The sequence below is a fragment of the Chryseobacterium sp. OSA05B genome (assembly GCF_019970065.1).
Lineage (GTDB): Bacteria > Bacteroidota > Bacteroidia > Flavobacteriales > Weeksellaceae > Chryseobacterium.
In genome coordinates, this window is sequence record NZ_JAHXYH010000001.1 from 1,199,814 (window position 1) to 1,219,659 (window position 19,846).

The 19,846-nt window shown below is 37.8% G+C and carries 21 protein-coding genes and 2 tRNA genes; 16 read left to right on the forward strand and 7 right to left on the reverse strand.

From position 1 onward, the window contains the following. Positions 1-41 precede the first annotated feature (41 nt). The 4 genes from LC419_RS05475 to gap all read left to right on the forward strand — a co-directional run bounded on the left by LC419_RS05475 (position 42) and on the right by gap (position 3,495). Positions 42-383 carry a helix-turn-helix domain-containing protein gene (locus LC419_RS05475; RefSeq protein WP_223606408.1) on the forward strand — a complete coding sequence of 114 codons (342 nt, stop codon included), beginning with the start codon at positions 42-44 and terminating at the stop codon, positions 381-383. 134 nt (positions 384-517) lie between these two features. Continuing rightward, on the forward strand, positions 518-1,390 hold the full coding sequence (locus tag LC419_RS05480; protein ID WP_223606409.1) for a DUF4846 domain-containing protein: 873 nt from the start codon (positions 518-520) through the stop codon (positions 1,388-1,390). An 83-nt stretch (positions 1,391-1,473) separates the two neighbouring features. After that, on the forward strand, positions 1,474-2,460 hold the full coding sequence (gene pfkA / locus LC419_RS05485; protein ID WP_223606410.1) for a 6-phosphofructokinase: 987 nt from the start codon (positions 1,474-1,476) through the stop codon (positions 2,458-2,460). A gap of 30 nt (positions 2,461-2,490) precedes the next feature. After that, positions 2,491-3,495, forward strand: coding sequence for a type I glyceraldehyde-3-phosphate dehydrogenase (gene gap, locus LC419_RS05490; protein ID WP_223606411.1), 1,005 nt, complete (start codon positions 2,491-2,493; stop codon positions 3,493-3,495). Positions 3,496-3,592: 97 nt separating this feature from the next. Here gap and LC419_RS05495 read toward each other — a convergent pair whose 3' ends face one another. Then, complete coding sequence (locus LC419_RS05495) at positions 3,593-4,435, reverse strand: hypothetical protein (protein ID WP_223606412.1); 843 nt, start codon at positions 4,433-4,435, stop codon at positions 3,593-3,595. A gap of 433 nt (positions 4,436-4,868) precedes the next feature. Between LC419_RS05495 and LC419_RS05500 the strand changes: the two genes are divergently transcribed. The 9 genes from LC419_RS05500 to LC419_RS05540 all read left to right on the forward strand — a co-directional run bounded on the left by LC419_RS05500 (position 4,869) and on the right by LC419_RS05540 (position 13,920). Continuing rightward, positions 4,869-5,642, forward strand: coding sequence for a LuxR C-terminal-related transcriptional regulator (locus LC419_RS05500; protein WP_223606413.1), 774 nt, complete (start codon positions 4,869-4,871; stop codon positions 5,640-5,642). A 96-nt stretch (positions 5,643-5,738) separates the two neighbouring features. Further along, positions 5,739-6,926, forward strand: a complete 1,188-nt coding sequence (locus tag LC419_RS05505) for an oxygenase MpaB family protein (protein ID WP_223606414.1) — start codon at positions 5,739-5,741, stop codon at positions 6,924-6,926. 203 nt (positions 6,927-7,129) lie between these two features. After that, complete coding sequence (gene recA / locus LC419_RS05510; RefSeq protein ID WP_090027668.1) at positions 7,130-8,134, forward strand: recombinase RecA; 1,005 nt, start codon at positions 7,130-7,132, stop codon at positions 8,132-8,134. 341 nt (positions 8,135-8,475) lie between these two features. After that, entirely contained in the window at positions 8,476-10,368 is a 1,893-nt protein-coding gene (gene htpG / locus LC419_RS05515; protein WP_223606415.1) for a molecular chaperone HtpG, read from the forward strand. Between the two features lie 220 nt (positions 10,369-10,588). After that, positions 10,589-11,674 carry an E3 ubiquitin ligase family protein gene (locus LC419_RS05520; protein ID WP_223606416.1) on the forward strand — a complete coding sequence of 362 codons (1,086 nt, stop codon included), beginning with the start codon at positions 10,589-10,591 and terminating at the stop codon, positions 11,672-11,674. A gap of 13 nt (positions 11,675-11,687) precedes the next feature. Further along, on the forward strand, positions 11,688-12,239 hold the full coding sequence (locus tag LC419_RS05525) for a LemA family protein (protein ID WP_223606417.1): 552 nt from the start codon (positions 11,688-11,690) through the stop codon (positions 12,237-12,239). 2 nt (positions 12,240-12,241) lie between these two features. Continuing rightward, complete coding sequence (locus LC419_RS05530; RefSeq protein WP_223606418.1) at positions 12,242-12,598, forward strand: hypothetical protein; 357 nt, start codon at positions 12,242-12,244, stop codon at positions 12,596-12,598. Positions 12,599-12,607: 9 nt separating this feature from the next. Next, a complete protein-coding gene (locus tag LC419_RS05535) occupies positions 12,608-13,393 on the forward strand; it encodes a hypothetical protein (protein WP_223606419.1) in 786 nt (261 codons plus the stop codon). A 146-nt stretch (positions 13,394-13,539) separates the two neighbouring features. After that, a complete protein-coding gene (locus LC419_RS05540) occupies positions 13,540-13,920 on the forward strand; it encodes a helix-turn-helix transcriptional regulator (protein WP_223606420.1) in 381 nt (126 codons plus the stop codon). A 232-nt stretch (positions 13,921-14,152) separates the two neighbouring features. On the opposite strand, the gene LC419_RS05545 is transcribed toward LC419_RS05540, so the two are convergent. Beyond that, positions 14,153-14,947: an alpha/beta hydrolase gene (locus LC419_RS05545; RefSeq protein ID WP_223606421.1), complete on the reverse strand. Its 795-nt coding sequence runs from the start codon at positions 14,945-14,947 to the stop codon at positions 14,153-14,155. Between the two features lie 106 nt (positions 14,948-15,053). Continuing rightward, a complete protein-coding gene (locus tag LC419_RS05550; protein WP_072922467.1) occupies positions 15,054-15,350 on the reverse strand; it encodes an MGMT family protein in 297 nt (98 codons plus the stop codon). 115 nt (positions 15,351-15,465) lie between these two features. Between LC419_RS05550 and LC419_RS05555 the strand changes: the two genes are divergently transcribed. After that, a complete protein-coding gene (locus tag LC419_RS05555) occupies positions 15,466-15,612 on the forward strand; it encodes a hypothetical protein (RefSeq protein ID WP_165571856.1) in 147 nt (48 codons plus the stop codon). A 232-nt stretch (positions 15,613-15,844) separates the two neighbouring features. On the opposite strand, the gene LC419_RS05560 is transcribed toward LC419_RS05555, so the two are convergent. The 4 genes from LC419_RS05560 to LC419_RS05575 form a co-directional block, all read right to left on the reverse strand. Further along, a complete protein-coding gene (locus tag LC419_RS05560) occupies positions 15,845-16,819 on the reverse strand; it encodes a deoxyhypusine synthase family protein (RefSeq protein WP_034723588.1) in 975 nt (324 codons plus the stop codon). A gap of 177 nt (positions 16,820-16,996) precedes the next feature. Beyond that, positions 16,997-17,377: a GreA/GreB family elongation factor gene (locus LC419_RS05565; protein ID WP_223606422.1), complete on the reverse strand. Its 381-nt coding sequence runs from the start codon at positions 17,375-17,377 to the stop codon at positions 16,997-16,999. 373 nt (positions 17,378-17,750) lie between these two features. After that, positions 17,751-18,143, reverse strand: a complete 393-nt coding sequence (gene arfB / locus LC419_RS05570) for an alternative ribosome rescue aminoacyl-tRNA hydrolase ArfB (RefSeq protein ID WP_223606423.1) — start codon at positions 18,141-18,143, stop codon at positions 17,751-17,753. A gap of 39 nt (positions 18,144-18,182) precedes the next feature. Beyond that, positions 18,183-19,217, reverse strand: coding sequence for an AMP-binding protein (locus LC419_RS05575; RefSeq protein WP_223606424.1), 1,035 nt, complete (start codon positions 19,215-19,217; stop codon positions 18,183-18,185). 100 nt (positions 19,218-19,317) lie between these two features. Here LC419_RS05575 and LC419_RS05580 point away from each other — a divergent pair. Then, positions 19,318-19,388 (forward strand) — tRNA-Gln (locus LC419_RS05580). A gap of 236 nt (positions 19,389-19,624) precedes the next feature. Continuing rightward, a tRNA-Gln gene (locus LC419_RS05585) sits at positions 19,625-19,695 on the forward strand. The last annotated feature ends 151 nt before the right edge of the window (positions 19,696-19,846 follow it).

The following is a 19,846-nucleotide window of genomic DNA, read 5'->3' on the forward strand; positions in this document are numbered from 1 at the left end:
AGCGCATATTTTTCACCCATAGGGATAAAAAAGTCAATTTTATGAAAACAAAGGAGAAAGCCGAAGAAAATAAAATCTGTCCGTTGGAGATTGCCGTTAATACCATCAGTGGAAAATGGAAAATTCCGATCGTGTGGCAGATCAATGAAGGAAAAAAACGTCCGAGTGAATTTCTCCGGGGAATTGCTAAGGTAGACCGCAGAGTTTTGAATCAGCAGCTTAATGAGATGGTGAAAGATGGCATTTTGGTTAAACACTCGTTTAATGAATTACCTCCCCGCGTTGAATACACATTAACCGAGCTTGGCGGAAAACTGGTAGAAATCCTTTGGCAGCTGAACGATTGGGGGAAACTTTTAATCCCTGAGAATGATAATGTTTAATATTTTTCACTCACGCAAATTGAACAGAGAACGCAGATAGACGCAAACATCTGTGTAAATTCCTGCCATCTGTGGTTAAAAAAACGATTTCATCTCCAAAAATCCATGATATTTGTAATTGAAGAAAAAACCACATGAAAAAAACTATTTCCATTCTGGCTGTTGCAATGATGACAGCAGCATGCAGCAATGACAAAGCCATATCCGGCAGCAAAACCAATATGGCAGGAATTATCGCTCCGGAAAACTCAGTTCACATTCATAAAGATAAAAACACCATCAGAGAAAGGTTTCCTGCTCCTGAAGGTTATACCTGGATTGAAGAACAGCCCGATTCTTTCGGATATTTTATTGAAAACTTTAAGCTGAAACCTTATGGCAGCCAGATCATGAAATATGATGAAACTCCCATCACAACACAGGATCTTCATGAAGCTGTTTTCGATATTGACACAGGAAATAAGGACCTTCAACAATGTGCTGATGCCGCCATTCGCCTTAGAGCGGAATATTTATACAAAGCCAAAAAGTTTGACGAGATCAAATTTCATTTTACAAGCGGAGATCTGGTTTCCTGGAATGATTATAAAAATGGTATCCGGGCCTTTGTCAGTGGGAATAATGTCAGTTTCAGAAAAACAGCAGGCTTTGATGATTTCTATCCTAATTTCAGAAAATACCTGGATCTGATTTTCAATTATGCAGGAACGATATCTTTAAATAAGGAAACAAAACATGTTGCCAAAACTTCAGATCTGAAAACCGGTGATATCCTGATCACACCTGGAAGTCCGGGACATATTGTTTTTATTTCCGGAGTATGTCAGAATAAGGAAGGGAATAAGTTATTTTTATTAAGCCAGGGGTTCACTCCGGCCCAATCTATTCACACCCTTTCCAATCCTTTTGAGAAAAATATTTCGCCATGGTACAGCCTTGATGTAAATGCTGCAGAAACGAAAACGGCGAGGTATTTTTTTAAACCTACAAATTTTAGAAGCTTTTAATTATTTATATTCAAAACTCTTCTCAACTTACTGCCATTATCTGAACTTGTTTTTGTAAATTTGTGTTCGAAATTTTTTACTAGATGAAAGAGAGTGCTGTAAAAAAAATTGCAGTTCTTACCTCAGGAGGTGACGCTCCGGGTATGAATGCGGCATTAAGAGCGGTAGTAAGGACCGCAAACTATTATAATATTGAATGCTACGGAGTAAGGGAAGGCTACAACGGCCTTATCCACGATGATTTCCTGAAAATGGGTCCCCGTTCCGTAAAAAATATAATCAACCAGGGCGGAACAATTCTGAAATCCGCCAGATCCGTGGAATTCAGAACTCCGGAAGGCCGTCAGAAAGCCTATGACAACTGTGTGAAACATGGTGTGGATGCATTGGTATGTATCGGAGGAGACGGAACTTTTACCGGTGCCAAGATCTTTAATGAAGAGTTTGGAATCAGAGTAATCGGTGTACCGGGAACAATCGACAATGATATTTTCGGAACGGATAATACCATCGGCTACGATACGGCTTTAAATACCGCTATGGAAGCCATTGATAAAATTCGTGACACTGCAACTTCCCACAACAGAGTTTTCTTTGTAGAGGTAATGGGCCGTGATGCGGGCTTTATCGCTTTGAACAGCGGATTGGCAACTGGTGCTCTGGATATTCTTATTCCTGAGAAAAAAGACAGCAGAGATGAGCTTTTCGCTAATTTCAGAAAGGCTGAAAAGACTGGAAAGGCATCAAGCATCGTTGTTGTAGCGGAAGGCGAAAAGCAGGGAAGCATCTATGATCTTGCCGACTTAACTAAAGAAGAATTCCCTGATTATGATATCCGTGTAACCATTTTGGGACACATCCAAAGAGGTGGTTCTCCAAGCTGTGCAGACAGAGTTTTGGCCAGCAGACTGGGTTACGGTGCCGTAGTGGGATTAATGGAAGGAAAAACAAATGTAATGGCGGGAATGCGTTCCAACGATATGGTGTACACACCGATCGAAGATGCCATTAAAAAACATAATGAAATCAATAAAGATCTTTTACTGATTTCCGAAATTTTAGCAATCTAATTATTTTTTATAAATCTAAAACAAACTATTATGTCAACAATCAAAGTAGGTATCAACGGTTTTGGTAGAATTGGACGTCTTGTTTTCAGAGCAATGACTGAAAGAGATAACATTGAAGTAGTAGGAATCAATGACCTAATCAACGCAGAATACATGGCTTACATGTTAAAATATGATTCTGTACACGGTGTTTTCCCGGGAGAAGTTTCTGTAGAAGGAAATGATCTTGTGGTCAACGGAAAAAGAATCAGAGTAACTGCTGAGAAAGATCCTAACAACTTAAAGTGGAATGAAGTAGGTGCAGACTATATCGTAGAATCTACAGGTCTTTTCTTATCTAAAGACTCTGCTCAGGCTCACATCAACGCCGGAGCTAAAAAAGTAATCCTTTCTGCTCCATCTAAAGATGACACTCCAATGTTCGTAATGGGTGTGAACCACCTGGAACTTACTGACGATATCAAAATCTTATCCAACGCTTCTTGTACTACCAACTGTTTAGCGCCTTTAGCTAAAGTAATCCACGATAACTTCGGAATCGTAGAAGGTCTAATGACTACGGTACACGCTACAACAGCAACTCAAAAAACAGTTGACGGTCCTTCAATGAAAGACTGGAGAGGAGGTAGAGCTGCTCTGAACAACATTATCCCTTCTTCTACTGGTGCTGCTAAAGCGGTAGGAAAAGTAATCCCTTCACTAAACGGAAAACTAACAGGTATGTCTTTCAGAGTACCAACTGTTGATGTTTCTGTAGTAGACCTTACCGTAAGATTAGAAAAAGCTACTTCTTACGATGAGATCTGTGCTGCTATCAAAGCTGCTTCAGAAGGTGAATTGAAAGGAATCTTAGGCTACACTGAAGATGCAGTAGTTTCTCAGGATTTCGTAGGAGATAAGAGAACTTCTATCTTCGACAAAGATGCCGGTATCATGCTTTCTCCAAACTTTGTAAAACTTGTTTCTTGGTATGACAATGAAATGGGTTATTCAAACAAATTGGTAGATATGCTGATTCATTCTGCTTCTTTATAATCAGTAATAAGCAATTAGCAATACATAAAAAAACCTTCCCGATGGGAAGGTTTTTTTATGATTAATATATTGGTGATAAAGTTCTTAAACTTATAATTTACGGTTTCGCTCCGAAAGGATTTTTATCAAATCTAAATGATAGTCCCACGAATGGATTCACCCTGTACTGTGATTTATTCAGATTATCGGAGGTAACGGAACTATCGATAGTCTGTCCTACTGTGTAATCTGTGTTAGGACGGTTCTGCTTATGAACCGCAACGCCTGCTGATAAAACAATATTCTGTCCGATTCCCAGAGCGCCACCAGCAAAGACAGACAATTCTTCGAAATTAAATCCTAAACCACCTGTAAATCCGGGAGAAAAGTTCCGCTGGTTATTCATAAATGTAAACATAATACTTGGCATCAGGTCCATCATTTTACCATCTCTGTTTTGTGCTACTACATTATCTACGGACGTAAATCTTGAACGGCTTGTGAGAAAAACGGCATTGGCTCCGAAGGAAGTTGTCCATTTCCAGTCAGATTCACTTTTCAGAATATACTTTCTTATTTTCTCTTCACCAATTACGCCGATGTACAGAATATATTGAGTATTGTTTCTAAAAACCAATTCCGCAACCATCTCGTTTTCAGCACCAACTTCAGCTTTCTCTTTCTCTTTTTCTTTCTCCATTTTTAACGGTTCATATTCAATAGCTTTCTTTTTTATCACCAGACTTTTTAGCTGCAAGGATGGTATATATAATTTATAAATTCCTTTTTCAACGGGCATTTCAATACTATCTATTTTAACAGACAGATCAATAGTAATATTTCTGCCTATTATTTTTTTCCCATCATCTCCTGTTATCGTTTCAACTTTTATCTGTGTAAAAAAAATGGAAGGGATAAAAATTACGAAAGCAAGAATCTTTAATAATAAATGTGTTTTCATGGCTATTAGTTTTGTACAAAGTTTGGAAATCCATGAATACAAGTAAAGTACCCATTCGGGTGATTTTGAAAATGTCAGATCGGAAAGAAAGCAGATGGCAAAAAAAAGAAAAAGCCTCTCCAGCAACGAGAGGCCATTAGTTTATCATTTTCAAACAACTAAAAAGAAAAGAGTAAACTGATTGTATAACATTCATTATCGTTTCAAATAAAGCCGCCCTGAAGAACGGTCCGTTCAACTTGTTTCGATCAATATTTCTCCAATTACTATAAATTATAGAAAAAAATAAATCATTAAACAAAACGGAAGGAATAAATTGAGTCGCCATGGTTATTAGCTTGTACAAAGTTTACGATTTTATCGTCGTAAAAAAATCCCCCTTTTGTGGTATTTTGCAAGTTTTTTAGTTATTTTAGCGTAAAACTATTTATTCATGGAGAATTCAGAAAAAAAACACCCTCTCATTGAAGTCTGGAATACGTATCCCGGCGTCAGAAAAGACAGAGAGATCCTGAATAAACCTCCCGTGGAACGAATCATTGGCGAGATGTTTGCCATCGGCGAGTTTTATTATTATGCCCTGAATCTCACCAACAGTACGCTTTCGCACCATCATGAAAATATTCTCAAACTTCATGGCCTGAAGGAATATCCTGAAAATTTAAAAGAGGTCATCGATCTTACCCATCCTGATGACATTGAATTTGTCATGAAAGCCGAGCAGACCCTCATTGATAAAATGACGGAGATCGGCCTGGAGCACCAGCTTTACATCAAGTGCAGCTACTGCTTCAGAATGAAAACGGCAGAAGGAAATTATGAACTCTTCCATCATCAGTCAGTTATCACCATGGAGGATGAGACCGGCATTCCGGTACAGGCTATAAATATTCATACCAACATTCATCACATCACCAAAGAAAATCCTTATACCGTTCTGATTTCCGGGATAGGTCCAAGAAATGATTTTCACCAGGTAAAACTGGACTCTTTTTCTAAGCCGGAGCAGTTTTCAGAACATTTAACGAAAAGGGAAATGGAGATTCTTGGCCTGATCACCAAAGGATATTCCGGACCTGAAATAGCTCAGGCATTAATTCTGTCTGAACACACCGTACGTACACACAGAAAAAATATTTTAAGAAAAACAGATTCCAGAAACTGCAAGGAACTCGTGAAAAAGGCCTTTGAGAGAGGGCTTATCTGACATTTTCACCTTTCCATATCGTAGCGGCTGAAAGACTGATAAATCTCACCAAGGTATTTCGGTGCAAAACTTGTATTTTTATATACAATGGAAAGAATGACTCCCAAGCCCCGTTTTAAAGATGCTCCCCACTTCAAAGATTTTTGGGGAAAAGGCAATGGAAAACAACTTATTGATTTTTCCGGAGCGGAAGTAAGTTTTAAGAACTTCGACAGATTTGCCGCCCATTTTTACCACGTGGATGAAATCGGTGATGAGGTGGTAAAGGAAGTCTATTTTACTAAAAAATTCCACGAAGCATCCAGAGAAATTGAAAGTTATATACGAAACGGTGTTTCCGACACAGACGATGTTCCCGAAAGCGTAAAAAAGCTTTTTACCCAGACTCAACATATTCCGGAATGGCTCGATTACAGCCTATTAAAAAGCGGCGCAGAGCTTTGCATGCGTGGCAACATCGACTCGCTAATTTCGTTAAGGGATTACTGTCTGATGGGAGGTTATGATTATGCGTACCTCAACAAACCCCTTACCGCAACGGAAGCCTTGAAAAAAGGAGCAGTAAAACGTCTTTCGGAAACCCTGGATTTCTGGGTCAATGCCACCCGGTATGATGCCCTTAAACTTCATAAAAAAGGCTATGAATTTGCCATAAAAACCCGTCTCATTCATTCTTACGCCAGACTTTCCATCAAGAAGCATTACCAGCAATGGGATGCTGAAAATTGGGGCGAACCCATCAATTCATGGGATATGATGGCAACATATATAGGTTTCAGTCTGGTTTTTCTCCACAGTCTTCAAAAATTGGGAAATACTTTTACTGAAGAAGAGGAGAAAGGAATTTTTCATCTTTGGAAATACGTGGGATACTTACTGGGAATTCCTGAAGAGCTTCTTCCCGACGGTAAAAAGCAGGCAACGGAATATTTTTACATGTGGACTTCTGTGCAGCCACCATCGGACAAGGATTCTATTTTGCTGGCACATTCTTTACTGAATGAATCATTGGAAAATCCTATTTTAAAGTTTAAATTTCAAAGAAGGAATTTAAGATACCTTCACATCTGCTGCACGTGGTTTCTTCTGGATGATGAGGTATGTAAAAGGCTTCAGATTCCGGATGTTCCGAACAGAAACCTGTTTCCAAAAACCAAAATTATGATCAACAAAATTTATGATAAGCTGATAAGCCGTGAAGTCAGGATAAAAAAAGGAAATAAAGATCAGATGAAAGTGCTGGAAGACTATCTGAGCATTACCAAAAACTCAAATTTCCACTAAAAAAGCTCTGAACAGCTGATACATTAAAAGACAAAAATATTTTTTTATGTTTTGAATCATAAAACGCTGCATCCCGTTCGTAATGAATGATATCAGTCTCTCAATTTTATTATTTTTTAACTCTAAAAACAAATTTCTGCACTAAATAATATTAGTTTTTGATGTTTAAATTATGTACTTTTGAAAAATTATTTTAACAACAGATGAGCAACATAGACGATAAGAAAAAAGCACTTGCATTAGTGCTTGACAAGCTAGATAAAACATACGGAAAAGGAACTGTAATGACATTAGGTGACAGTACTATTGATACAACCATCGAAGTGATTCCTTCCGGATCTTTAGGATTAGACATCGCTCTTGGAGTAGGTGGATATCCGAGAGGAAGAATTATCGAAATCTACGGACCGGAATCTTCCGGTAAAACAACTTTAACACTTCACGCTATTGCAGAAGCTCAAAAAGCAGGTGGAATTGCAGCATTCATTGATGCAGAGCACGCTTTCGACAGAGGTTATGCAGGAAAACTGGGGATCGATCTTGAAAACTTAATCATTTCTCAACCGGACAACGGGGAGCAGGCATTGGAAATTGCTGACAACCTGATCCGTTCAGGAGCGATTGATATCGTAGTTATTGACTCGGTAGCAGCGCTTACTCCAAAAGCAGAAATTGAAGGCGAAATGGGAGATTCCAAAATGGGTCTTCATGCAAGATTAATGTCTCAGGCATTAAGAAAACTGACCGCTACGATTTCAAGAACAAAATGTACCGTAATTTTCATCAACCAGTTGAGAGAGAAAATTGGTGTTATGTTCGGAAACCCTGAAACGACTACCGGTGGTAACGCCCTGAAATTCTATGCTTCTGTAAGAGTAGATATCAGAAAAGCAAGTGCACCGATTAAAAACGGAGATGAAGCAGTAGGAAGCCGTGTGAAAGTGAAAATTGTGAAAAACAAAGTAGCTCCACCTTTCAAACAGGCTGAATTCGACATTATGTACGGTGAAGGAGTTTCTAAAACAGGAGAAATCCTAGATCAGGCTGTAGAGCAGGGAATTGTAAAGAAAAGCGGTTCTTGGTTCAGCTATGAAGAGACTAAACTAGGTCAGGGACGTGACGCAGTAAAAGATGTATTGAAAGACAACCCTGAGCTTGCTGAGGAATTGGAAAATAAAATCAAGGAAGAACTGAAAAATAACAAATAGGTTCTATCTACGGATTACAATATGAAAGACAGCTCAAAAAGCTGTCTTTTTTTGTAATGCTTTATTTAGGTTTTGGCTAAAGCCAATATAGCTTTGTCCATATTTTGTAAGCGCGTTAAAGCCCGCTTTTATTGAATTTTAATACGTTTGAATTAAATCCGGTGGGTGTACTTTATTTTTCGGATAAGTGGGCTGAATCCCAATATTGAATTTTAGCAAAGTGCTTTCAATCTTTCAAATTCTTAAATCTTTAAATCACCCCCCAATTTCTGTCATTCTGTCACTTTCTTCAAATCGGTATTTTTTTTGAACATTAATAGAAAATTAAAACAAAAATTATTATGACTAAAGGAAATATTAATGTATCTGTGGAAAACATTTTCCCGCTTATTAAAAAATTTCTTTACAGTGACCACGAAATATTCCTGAGAGAACTGATCTCCAATGCCACTGATGCTACTTTGAAATTAAAGCATTTAACGAGCATTGGTGAGGCTAAAGTGGAATACGGAAACCCGAAGATTGAAGTTAAAATCGACAAAGAGCAGAAAACGCTACGTATTATCGATCAGGGAATCGGGATGACGGCTGAAGAGGTTGAGAAATACATCAATCAGGTTGCATTTTCTGGGGCTGAAGAATTCCTTGAAAAATATAAAGATTCTGCAAAAGACTCCGGAATCATCGGCCATTTCGGCCTTGGTTTCTATTCTGCATTTATGGTGGCAGAGAAAGTTGAAATCCTTACAAAATCTTACAAAGACGGATCTGCCGTAAGATGGATCTGCGACGGAAGCCCTGAATTTACCCTTGAAGAAACAACTGATAAAACCGACAGAGGAACGGAAATCATTCTTCACATCGCTGAAGATTCTACAGAATTTTTAGAAGAAGCAAAAATTCGTGAACTGCTTTCAAAATATAACAAATTCATGCCTGTTCCTATTAAATTCGGAACAAAAACACATACGCTTCCATTACCGGAAGACGCTCCGGAAGATGCTGTAGCAGAAACTGAAGAGGTTGACAACATCATCAACAACCCGGCACCAGCCTGGACCATCGCACCAAGCGAACTGACCAACGAAGATTATATGAAGTTCTACCACGAATTGTATCCCATGCAGTTTGAGGAACCTTTATTTAATATTCACCTGAATGTTGACTATCCGTTCAATCTTACCGGAATTTTATTTTTCCCGAAACTGAGCAACAATTTAAATATTGATAAGGATAAAATTCAATTGTATCAGAACCAGGTATTTGTTACGGACGAAGTGAAAGGTATCGTTCCTGATTTCTTAATGCTTCTGAGAGGGGTAATCGATTCTCCGGATATTCCGTTGAACGTTTCCCGTTCTTACCTTCAGGCAGATGGTGCAGTAAAGAAAATTTCTTCTTACATCACTAAGAAAGTGGCGGATAAAATGGCTTCTCTGATCAATGAGAACCGTGAAGATTATGAGCAAAAATGGAACGACATTAAAATCGTCATCGAATACGGGATTATCACTGAAGAAAAATTCGCAGAAAAGGCAGATAAATTTACCCTGTATCCTACCACTGACGGAAAATATTTCCTTTGGAATGAACTGATTGAAAAAATTCAGCCGGCTCATACGGATAAAGACGGTAACACGGTCATTCTGTATGCAACCAATGCAGATGAGCAGCACAGCTATATTCAGGCAGCGAATGATAAAGGTTATGATGTTCTGTTGCTGGACTCTCCTGTCATCTCTCACGTGATCCAGAAACTGGAAACTTCAAAAGAGAAAATCTCATTTGCAAGAGTGGATGCAGATCATATCAACAATCTGATCAAGAAGGATGAGCCTGTCATTTCTAAATTAAATGAAACTGAAAAAGAATCATTAAAGAAGAATGTTGAAGATGCGGTAAAAGATGCAAAATTCACGGTACAGCTTGAAGATCTTGACAGTAATGATGCTCCGTTTACCATTACGCAACCTGAATTCATGAGAAGAATGAAGGAAATGCAAGCCACAGGCGGAGGTGGAATGTTCGGAATGGGAGGTTTCCCAGAAATGTACAATCTGGTGGTGAACTCAAACAGTGAACTTTCCAGCCAGATTTTAAAGACAGAAAATCCTGAGGAAAAAGAAACGCTGATCAAATATGCTCTTGATCTTGCGAAACTTTCCCAGAATCTACTGAAAGGAAAAGACCTGACAGATTTCATCCAGAGAAGCTATAAGCAACTGGAAAAATAATATGACAAAGAAGGCCGTATCACACCCGTGACAACGGCCTTTTTTATTACTTAATCCTTGTCAAGATTTAAAACTTTGACAAGGATATCTTCCTGCCACCCTATTCCCTATTCCCTATTCCACCCGCCTAATTTAATCTTCTTAACCCAAGCTAACGTTAAATTATCCTACAGATTCTTTATTATCCTGAATATCATTACATTTGTTCAAAACGTAATCGATGTTCGAAATAACCTCTGAAATACTTCCTTTTCTTCTCCTGTTCTGTTTAGGGATTGCCTTGTTTCATACCTTTATTTTATCCGGAATTTTCAATGTCAACTTAAAACCCGGCTGGATAATGTTTGTCATAGATCCTGCTATTTTAGGAATTGCTTTTCTCTTTTTCCGAAAAGAATCAGGAATTGTTTTCATTGCGTTATTTCTTTCTGTTTTTGCCATGGCCATTATCGGGATGATCAAAAATGGTATTGAATCTACTGTCGATTCCTTTAAAGAACAGCGAAAAAATAAAACTCCAGTCTGGAAAATTATTGGCGGTGGATTGCTGGCTCTTTTAGGATATCTTGCTTTTTTCTACCTGGGCATCTATTCTTTCTTCCTCATCTTTTTTGTGATTATCTTAAGCTCCATGCTTCCGAATAATAAAAACAGGTTTTACTTCTATCAAAGAACGCTTCCTACTTCCACTATAAAAAGTGTAGCGATGGGTCTTGCAGAAATTTCGGGAAAGGCAAAAGCTATTCAGCCTGTTATTTCTCCGGATACGGATACGCCATGTGTAGGTTATATTTATACTGTTGATGAAATTCATACCACGAGAGATGATGACGGCAGAACTTCTACTTCCTATCACGAGATTTCAAGGAAAACAGATCTTAAAAACTTTTATATTGAAGATGAAACCGGAAAAATAGAAATAGTTCCTGCACAGCTTCAATGGATTAATTTTTCACCTGCCCATTCCCGGGAAGATGGCGGAAAACGGTATCAGGAATATATCCTCGATGAAAAAACTGATTTCCTTTTAATCGGACAGGCTTTTTATGAAGGGGCCAACTCTATTCTCCGTTTCGATGAAGGTAAGAAAGTATTTGGAATTGCTCCTTTGGATATCGTGAATTTTTCCAACAAATGGAGACCTTTAAAACTCAGGGCAATGACTGCATTGGCCTGCATCGCTGTATTGGCAGCCATTATTCTTTTTACACCTATTACAATTAATGGTACCAAGATCATTATTGAACAGAGAAACTGGAAAGAGGTCCTGAAGTCAAATCCTTTTGAAAGTATTTTTAACCGTTAATAACCATTAAACCATGATTTCGCTTTTACTTATCATTATTGTTGCTGTGGGTCTGATTACTTTTTTAATCAGCACCTATAACCGACTGGTGATGCTGGAAAACAATTCTCAAAAAGCTTTTGCCAACATCGATGTGGTACTGAAACAGCGGGCAGACGAAGTTCCCAATCTTGTAAGAACCGTAAAAGCAACCGCCCTGAACGAGAATACGATTCTGAAGGAACTTGTAGCCCTTCGCTCCCAATATCTTAACACCAAAGAAAACGATCAGAAAATGAAAATTGCTGACAACATCGACGGAAAGCTGAAATCATTTCTAATTACCGTGGAAAGCTATCCTGAAATAAAGGCCAGCCAGTCATTTCTTGAGCTTCAGAAACGATTGAGTGAACTGGAAGATATTATTGCTGACCGGAGAGAGTATTTCAACGATTCTATCAATCTGTACAATACCGGCATTGAAGTTTTCCCGGATTTTATTTTTGCGAAAATGATGAATTACAGAAAAAAGGAAATGCTCCAGTTTTCCGATACCGAAAAACAAAATAATCCCATAACAATTTAATAATGGAAATAGATTTAGGTACCCTTGGCAGTTTTATCAATTCTGAAAAATTTTTCGGAAGTCTGGCTATTGGTTTTCCGGTTCTTACCATCGGATTATTGATGCTGTACAGTGTTTTTAAGAAAATTTTCTTTGTCAAAAAAATTCTCAGATTCATCATTCTCACTTTCGGACTGTCCGTGATTGTATTTATCCCTTTTATTTTCTTCTCAGCTTTTATTGGTTTTGAAAAACTAAAGCTGACATTGATTTATTTGACCATTCTAATTTGCGTAACCGGTTTCACATTATTCAATACAGAGGAGACTGTTAACTTTCTCAAAGACGCGTCAAAATTGAAAAACGCACAAAAAAAATAAAACAGAACCATGGGAAAATTTATTTTATTTACACCTTTAATTTTTACGGCCTTCATTCTGCTCATGAATTACAGAAGGAAGAAATCCGGACAGGATGGTGCATCTATTTCTTTGACTTCTTTCATTTATCCGGGTCTTGTCGTTTTTGCTGTTTCCAGTTTATTTTTCGGCTTGGTCGCAATGATTTCTCACCCTGTAATTTCTCTTTTTTCATCCCCAAAGTATGAAGCCAAAGTTGTTGAATATGATCTCATGGAATCAGATACCGATGAAGCTAAAAGAGCCATAGTAGAATTCAGAGATCATAAAAATCAACTGATTAAAAAACCTTTAAACTATGGAAGCAGTCATCCCGTAGAAATAGGAAAAACAATAACCATTGGCTATGAAGACGGAGACCAAAGTGTGACCAACTTAAGTTTTGGAACACAAAAACTCATCGTTTTTATTGTTTCACTTTTCCTGTTTTTATTAGGGCTCGCGATGGCTTGGATCATCTTATATTCTTTGGGGAAAGACTACTCCATTATTTTCCGGATAGGGATTGGTTTTGTAATGTATCTGGTTTTTCCTGCAGCCATGCTGTTTTTTATCGGGGTGATGTCCTGGGTGATCTGGGAATATTTTCAAGGGAGAAGAAATGATATGCCGATTTGGGCATTAGGAATTTGCAGCCTTTTTGTAACCATTCTGATTCCAGCTTTCTTCGGATACCTAAAAATGCTTTTTACCAGAGAAAAAACAATCAAAAAAACAAGTAGATTTTCCGCCTTTAAAAACCGAATGCGTAAATAATTTTTTCTGTAATCCAGATAAAAGCTCAAATTTAACTATATTCTACGAATCCAGTATGACCGTAACATCCAATCTTATTGCACATTTTTTCTGTTTTCTATTGTACACATTGTGCTTTTTTTCCATTTTTGTATAAAATGTCGGATATGCAAAAAGAAAAATTACGCGTCATCAGAAAACAAAAAGGCTATACCCAGCAGCAGATAGCTGATATTATCGCGACTGATGTATCCAACTACAGCAGAAAAGAAAGTGGAGATGTAAGAATTGTAAAAGATGAATGGGACAAAATTGCCCGTTTTCTAGATGTGACTGTAGAAGATATTTATGAGGATGAGGAAGCTAAAGTAGTTGTTAATTATGATCATCCTGTATTTAATGACAGCTCTTCTGGAAATGGGACTATGACTCAATTTCATAACATCTCTGCATCTATTATTCAGAGTTTGCAAGATTATATTGCCTTGCTGAAAGAAGAAAATGAAAGATTGAAAGAAGAATTAAGAACTCCGAAAGGAAGAAAATAACAGTTGAATTTTAAAAATACCTGTTCATTTATAAATTTTAAAATCCCTGAATGCTTATCCGTATTCAGGGATTTTTTTCTTGTATTGTGTGTTTTTAACTACCGCGTCTTTTTGCTTCGCCAAAATCCACCCCTTCAAGGAAGGGGAATGATGCTCCTGCTTATGATTGCGAGGAATATCAGGTGATTATTTTGTGGTGTTTCCAGCGGCGAAGCCGCTGGAAACAATTCTATTATAGTTTATCAATTGCTTTCAGGATCTCTTCTTTATTATTGACCAACCCTTGCAGGTGATCCCCTTTTGATTTGATGAATACTTTTGGCCCAGAAGCATTATCAAAAACCAGTTTCCCCTGTTCGTAGGGAATGGTTTGATCTTCTCCTCCATGAATGACAAGCACAGGAAGCTTCCCTAACGCTTTTACATCTTCTTTAGCCGCATACGGTGAAACCATCGACTGCAGGATAAAATCTTTGTATTGAGGCGTAAAATGAGCAGCTATATCGGTGAAAGAGGACATTGGGCAGTCCAAAATCAGGCCTGATATTTTTGAAATATTATCTTTGGCAAGGTGAGCAGCGATCTGTGTTCCCAGGGAAGCTCCGTAGATATAGACTTTGGTACTTTTAATATCGGGTCTTTTCATCAGTTCATCAAAGAATTTCTGTCCGTCTTCCGAAACGTTTTTATGATTAGGTTTTCCTGTAGACAGTCCGTATCCTCTGAAATCAATCATCACTACCTGATAGCCTGCATCCACCAAAGGCTTGGTCATAAACTGATATGTTGTCACGTTTCCTGCTGCGCCATGAAAATAGAAAATCGTTTTTTTGATGTTTTTCGTGTTGGGTTTTACTATAAAAGCGGTGACTGTATCTTTATCAACCGACAAATTAATCTGTTCAGGTGTTTTAAATTCAAAAGGCTTCATCACTTTGCTTGGCTGATAAAATTTATCATCCATCTGCGCTTTTGAAAATACAGCGATAAAAAGGAATAATAATGAGAAGATTGAAATTGGTTTCATAAGTTTTAGTTTTATTATGAACCAAAGATATCCCGATTACCGGCAGTTAAAAAAAATAGGTGACTGAGCTGTAAATATCCTTATCTGAACGGTAAATTTTTTTAGACTAAATCTCCTCAAGTGGGTTCCAGAAAAGCTTTTTGAAATCTTTTATGCGGAGATTTTCTACGGTAATCCCTTCTGCTTCGAGTCTTTTCTGAAACTCAGGAACAGATAATACGCCTGAACTGGATATGACACGGTGCGCCGGAACATCTTCAGGACATCCACCCATCGCTTTTCCTACATGACGGGAATGATTGGGATACCCTACCGCTTTAGCTATCGCCCCATAAGAGGAAACTCTTCCTTTCGGAATAAGCCTTGTAATCTCATAAATCTGTTGTTTGAAAATTTCGTCCATAGCCAGGTGATCTGTTTATTGTATTGAAAATACAGTTAAAATGAATTTACAACCGTTTCTGCATCATTTTTGAATTCTTAATGATTCAATGATGTCTGATTTTAAATATAAAGATATGAAAAAATCATTTTTCAGGCTGCTGAATGCAGTGAATAAAAAGATGCTCCCAAAGTTGAGTAATAAAGATCCGAACCGTCTCAGTAAAATAGAGAAAGGAATTCTGGCCTACCGTTATTTTGTGCTGGTGAATTCCCTTGACTGACCTCCGCGTGAGGGATATGGAGGGCGCGAGCGCAGCGAGCGGTACAGCGTACCGGAACGAAGTGGAGCCCGGAACAGCCCGGGATTGGGGATTGGGTGGTGAGGGGCACGCTATAATGCATATTATATGTCTGAATGAGATTGCTTCGCTTTGCTCGCAATGACGGTGTGGGAACATAAAAAAACGCTTCAAAATGAATTGAAGCGTTGATATTTTTATAAGAAACTTATTCTTAAGAATTTTCTAAGATGTAAGAGAACATCAATGGTGCACAGATGGTAGCATCACTTTCAACGATGAATTTCGGTGTTGTGATATCCAGTTTACCCCAGGTGATTTTCTCATTCGGAACTGCTCCTGAGTATGAACCGTACGATGTGGTAGAATCTGAGATCTGGCAGAAATAAGACCAGAAAGGAACGTCATGCATTTCCATATCCTGATAAAGCATCGGCACTACACAGATTGGGAAATCCCCAGCGATACCTCCTCCGATCTGGAAGAAACCAACTCCTTTTCCAGCTGAATTTTTAGTGTACCAGTCTGCAAGATACATCATATACTCGATTCCTGATTTCATAGTTGTTGCGGTGAGCTCACCTTTGATACAGTAAGAAGCGAAGATATTACCCATCGTAGAATCTTCCCATCCCGGAACCACGATTGGAAGGTTTTTCTCAGCGGCAGCGATCATCCATGAGTTTTCTCTTGGAATTTCATAATACTGCTCAAGAACTCCCGAAAGGATCATTTTGTACATGAATTCGTGTGGGAAATAACGCTCGCCTTTAGCTTCTGCATCTTTCCAGATATCAACGATATGCTTTTGAAGTCTTCTGAAAGCTTCCTCTTCAGGGATACATGTATCTGTAACTCTGTTTAACCCTCTTTCTAATAAAGCCCACTCATCCTGAGCTGTAAGATCTCTGTAGTGAGGAACTCTTTCGTAGTGAGAGTGCGCTACAAGATTCATCAAATCTTCTTCAAGGTTAGCTCCTGTACAAGAAATAAAATCAACTTTCCCCTGACGGATCATTTCTGCAAGGATCTTCCCCAATTCAGCAGTAGACATAGCACCTGCCAAAGTGATCATCATTTTTCCGCCATCTTTAAGATGTGCAACATACCCCTTAGATGCATCTACCAATGCAGCCGCATTGAAGTGCAGGTAATATTTCTCTATAAATTCAGAAATCGGTTTGCTCATTTTTTTAATTTTTGCAAAGATAAAACTTAAAAACGGAATGCAACATGAGTACTGAAAGAAACTCTTCCCTGAACATCCTTTTTTAACAAATGATAAATTGACCTGCATTCATTGGGGGAATATAAAAAGTACAGCCCTGGAGCTGTACTTCTTCTAACAATATAGATTACACAGGGGTTACCCGTGCCAAGATTCTACTTTTAAGATCTCAATCTTCCTTTCCCCGTCTTTAAAAGGCCAGTCGATGATATCTCCCACTTTATATCCTACCGTTGCCAAAGCGATATCCGATAAGATGGAGTGTTTGTTTTTTGCCGGTTTAGCTTTTGCAGAAGCCACGAAAATATATTCATGTTCAAAATTCCGAGTGTGATCTTTAATTGTCACTTTTCTGTCAACCGTTACGATCTCAGCGGGAAGATCTCTTCTCAGCACCTGTTTCGCTTTTCTAAGCTCTTCAGCCAGTCTTTTTTCTTCAGGTATGCTCACTTTTTTTCTTCTGAGTGTATCTTTTATAGCATCATAAATTCCTGTGGTTACAATAATATGATTGGACATTTTTCATTTTTTTTAAATCAATGAATGCAGTTATTCCCAATGATCCAATGCAGGATTACACCTCTACTCAGTTTTTCTCCCGTAGAAAACTGCAAATTAATAGGTAAAATTTATTGGAATACTTTCCCTGTCGTGGATCCTGACAGGGCTTAATTGATAAAGTCCTTAGAACTCTTCAGAAAAGAATCTGTATGTAAATATAACAGCGACAGCAAAAGACCATTGGAATGGCAGTCTGCAGATAAAGAAATAGGTGCTGTCATAGATTAAAATTATTAATACCCCTAAGATACTCAAAAATCCAGACATATGAAAGAAAACCGCTCTTAAAACCATATCCACACACCTCAACTCGTATCCCGAATCTCCTCCCTTAAAACTTAAAATTTCTGTTCTCCTTCTTCTCGGAAATTTTCTTTTTGGTATCCAGTCTTTTCTGTTTCTGTCCTTTGGAGGGTTTTGTTGCCACTCTTTTCTTGGGCACAATTAAAGCTTTATTGACGATATCAATAATTTTTTCAATCGCTTTATTTTTGTTCATCAGCTGGGTTCTGCTTTCTGAAACTGTCAGGAACAAATAGCCTTGAGCATTGATCCTGTTTTTTAATTTAGTCTGAATGAGCTCCTTTTGGTATTCATTGAAAAATTCGGACTCAGCGACAGACCAGAGAACCGTTACAGCAGTTTCCACTTTATTGACGTTTTGGCCTCCTGCTCCACTGCTGCGGGAATTTTTAAAGCTGAGTTCTTTTGAGAAATCTTTCATAAGATAGAGACTGATAAATTAAAGAGTAAAGATAAAAGATTATAAACTTTCGCTTATTATTTTATGAAGTTCTATTCGGTTTACTTTACCATTCGACGTTCTTGGGATCTTTTCAGTGAAAATAATTTCTTTGGGTTTGTGAAAATTCTTTTCAAAAGGCATTTCAGAAATCTTTTCAATCAAACTTACGGATTCTTCTCCTTCTATGATCAATATTAATTTCTGTCCAAGACTTTCATCTTTTATTCCGATGAATACGGCTTCGTTTGGAATCTCTCTTTTGACCAAAGCTTCCAGAGCTTCCGGGAAAACTTTCGCGCCTCCGGAATTAATAACGTTATCAATTCTTCCCAAAAACCTAAACTGCTTTTCATTTTTAATTTCAACTAAATCATTAGTCTGCAGCACTTCAGCATTTACATTCGGAGCAAAGATCTTCAGGCAGCCTCTTTCATCCGTACTGATAGAAACGTTTTCAAAAGCCGTGAAATAATCTTCAGGTTCAGGCATCAGCTGTTTTAAAGCAATATGGGAAAGGGTTTCAGACATTCCGTACGTTTCAAAAATACGGTTTGACGTTTGGGAACGCTGAGCTGCTTGCTCAATTTTCTCTTTCAGGTTTTCGGAAACTGTAGCTCCGCCAATGATTAAATTTTTAATCAAATGTAATTGTTCCAGCGAGTTTTCGACCTGAAGAGGAGTCATCGCGCAGAAATCTACTTCTTCATTTAAATGCTCTACAGGCTTCAAAGATGGCTCTGAAACAATCAGTTGTATTTTTCTTTCAATGGAACGAACGACCATCATTTTACCGGAAATATATTCTATAGGAAGACATAATAAAGCTTTATCGCCTTGTTTTAATCTTAAAAAATTACAGGTCATCACCGCAGAATTGACCATTTTCTTTTTCTCGATTTCAAAAACTTTTGGTATTCCTGTGGAACCCGAGGTCTGCACTTTTACCGTATTTCCATCAGAAAACCATTCGTCCAGAAATTTTTTGGTTTTCTGTTCAAAATCGGTTTGAAATGATAAATTATTAATATTGAGATTATTGAAGTCTATCCGCATGATTGTGGTACATAAAAAGTGATGTAAATGTAAAAAAAACTTTAAAAAGTTCTTGTATCTAAAGAAAAAAGCTGTAAATTTGCCTCACCAAAATAAAAACAGACCCATGGTGTAACGGTAGCACTCTGGTTTTTGGTACCATCAGTTGGGGTTCGAATCCCTGTGGGTCTACAAACCATTCTTTTTTAAGGATGGTTTTTTTTGTTTTAAACATCTTTCGTTTCTATGATCCCTATCAATTAAAGTTATTTAAAAATAAACGGAAGGTATCATCAAGTCGGAAAAATAAAACTTAAGTTATAAAAACCCAGACTTTTATCTTTTTTCACTTAAAAATTCCCGACTTTTTACGGGAGATTCTTGCCTGTAAAGAAAAAAATTGTAAATTTGCACCACCAAAATAAAGCAGACCTATAGTGTAACGGTAGCACTCCGGTTTTTGGTACCGTCAGTCGGGGTTCGAATCCCTGTGGGTCTACAAACCATTCTTTTTTAGGATGGTTTTTTTATTTTTAATAATACCGAAATATTCTGTCTTAAAAAGTTTAAATCATTTATATTCCTGATCATGTAAAAACCCCTCCATAAAAATTTATTCATTCTTACGAAGGAGTTGTTCCAATTATAAA

What these genes read in the sequence shown, in the direction of transcription:
- htpG (WP_223606415.1), top strand. Translation starts at nt 8,476, where the DNA reads ATGACTAAAGGAAATATTAATGTATCTGTGGAAAACATTTTCCCGCTT.
- LC419_RS05475 (WP_223606408.1), top strand. Translation starts at nt 42, where the DNA reads ATGAAAACAAAGGAGAAAGCCGAAGAAAATAAAATCTGTCCGTTGGAG.
- gap (WP_223606411.1), top strand. Translation starts at nt 2,491, where the DNA reads ATGTCAACAATCAAAGTAGGTATCAACGGTTTTGGTAGAATTGGACGT.
- LC419_RS05540 (WP_223606420.1), top strand. Translation starts at nt 13,540, where the DNA reads ATGCAAAAAGAAAAATTACGCGTCATCAGAAAACAAAAAGGCTATACC.
- pfkA (WP_223606410.1), top strand. Translation starts at nt 1,474, where the DNA reads ATGAAAGAGAGTGCTGTAAAAAAAATTGCAGTTCTTACCTCAGGAGGT.
- LC419_RS05520 (WP_223606416.1), top strand. Translation starts at nt 10,589, where the DNA reads ATGTTCGAAATAACCTCTGAAATACTTCCTTTTCTTCTCCTGTTCTGT.
- LC419_RS05500 (WP_223606413.1), top strand. Translation starts at nt 4,869, where the DNA reads ATGGAGAATTCAGAAAAAAAACACCCTCTCATTGAAGTCTGGAATACG.
- LC419_RS05525 (WP_223606417.1), top strand. Translation starts at nt 11,688, where the DNA reads ATGATTTCGCTTTTACTTATCATTATTGTTGCTGTGGGTCTGATTACT.
- LC419_RS05560 (WP_034723588.1), bottom strand. Translation starts at nt 16,819, where the DNA reads ATGAGCAAACCGATTTCTGAATTTATAGAGAAATATTACCTGCACTTC.
- LC419_RS05480 (WP_223606409.1), top strand. Translation starts at nt 518, where the DNA reads ATGAAAAAAACTATTTCCATTCTGGCTGTTGCAATGATGACAGCAGCA.
- LC419_RS05550 (WP_072922467.1), bottom strand. Translation starts at nt 15,350, where the DNA reads ATGGACGAAATTTTCAAACAACAGATTTATGAGATTACAAGGCTTATT.
- LC419_RS05545 (WP_223606421.1), bottom strand. Translation starts at nt 14,947, where the DNA reads ATGAAACCAATTTCAATCTTCTCATTATTATTCCTTTTTATCGCTGTA.
- LC419_RS05565 (WP_223606422.1), bottom strand. Translation starts at nt 17,377, where the DNA reads ATGTCCAATCATATTATTGTAACCACAGGAATTTATGATGCTATAAAA.
- LC419_RS05575 (WP_223606424.1), bottom strand. Translation starts at nt 19,217, where the DNA reads ATGCGGATAGACTTCAATAATCTCAATATTAATAATTTATCATTTCAA.
- LC419_RS05555 (WP_165571856.1), top strand. Translation starts at nt 15,466, where the DNA reads ATGAAAAAATCATTTTTCAGGCTGCTGAATGCAGTGAATAAAAAGATG.
- arfB (WP_223606423.1), bottom strand. Translation starts at nt 18,143, where the DNA reads ATGAAAGATTTCTCAAAAGAACTCAGCTTTAAAAATTCCCGCAGCAGT.
- LC419_RS05530 (WP_223606418.1), top strand. Translation starts at nt 12,242, where the DNA reads ATGGAAATAGATTTAGGTACCCTTGGCAGTTTTATCAATTCTGAAAAA.
- LC419_RS05495 (WP_223606412.1), bottom strand. Translation starts at nt 4,435, where the DNA reads ATGAAAACACATTTATTATTAAAGATTCTTGCTTTCGTAATTTTTATC.
- recA (WP_090027668.1), top strand. Translation starts at nt 7,130, where the DNA reads ATGAGCAACATAGACGATAAGAAAAAAGCACTTGCATTAGTGCTTGAC.
- LC419_RS05535 (WP_223606419.1), top strand. Translation starts at nt 12,608, where the DNA reads ATGGGAAAATTTATTTTATTTACACCTTTAATTTTTACGGCCTTCATT.
- LC419_RS05505 (WP_223606414.1), top strand. Translation starts at nt 5,739, where the DNA reads ATGACTCCCAAGCCCCGTTTTAAAGATGCTCCCCACTTCAAAGATTTT.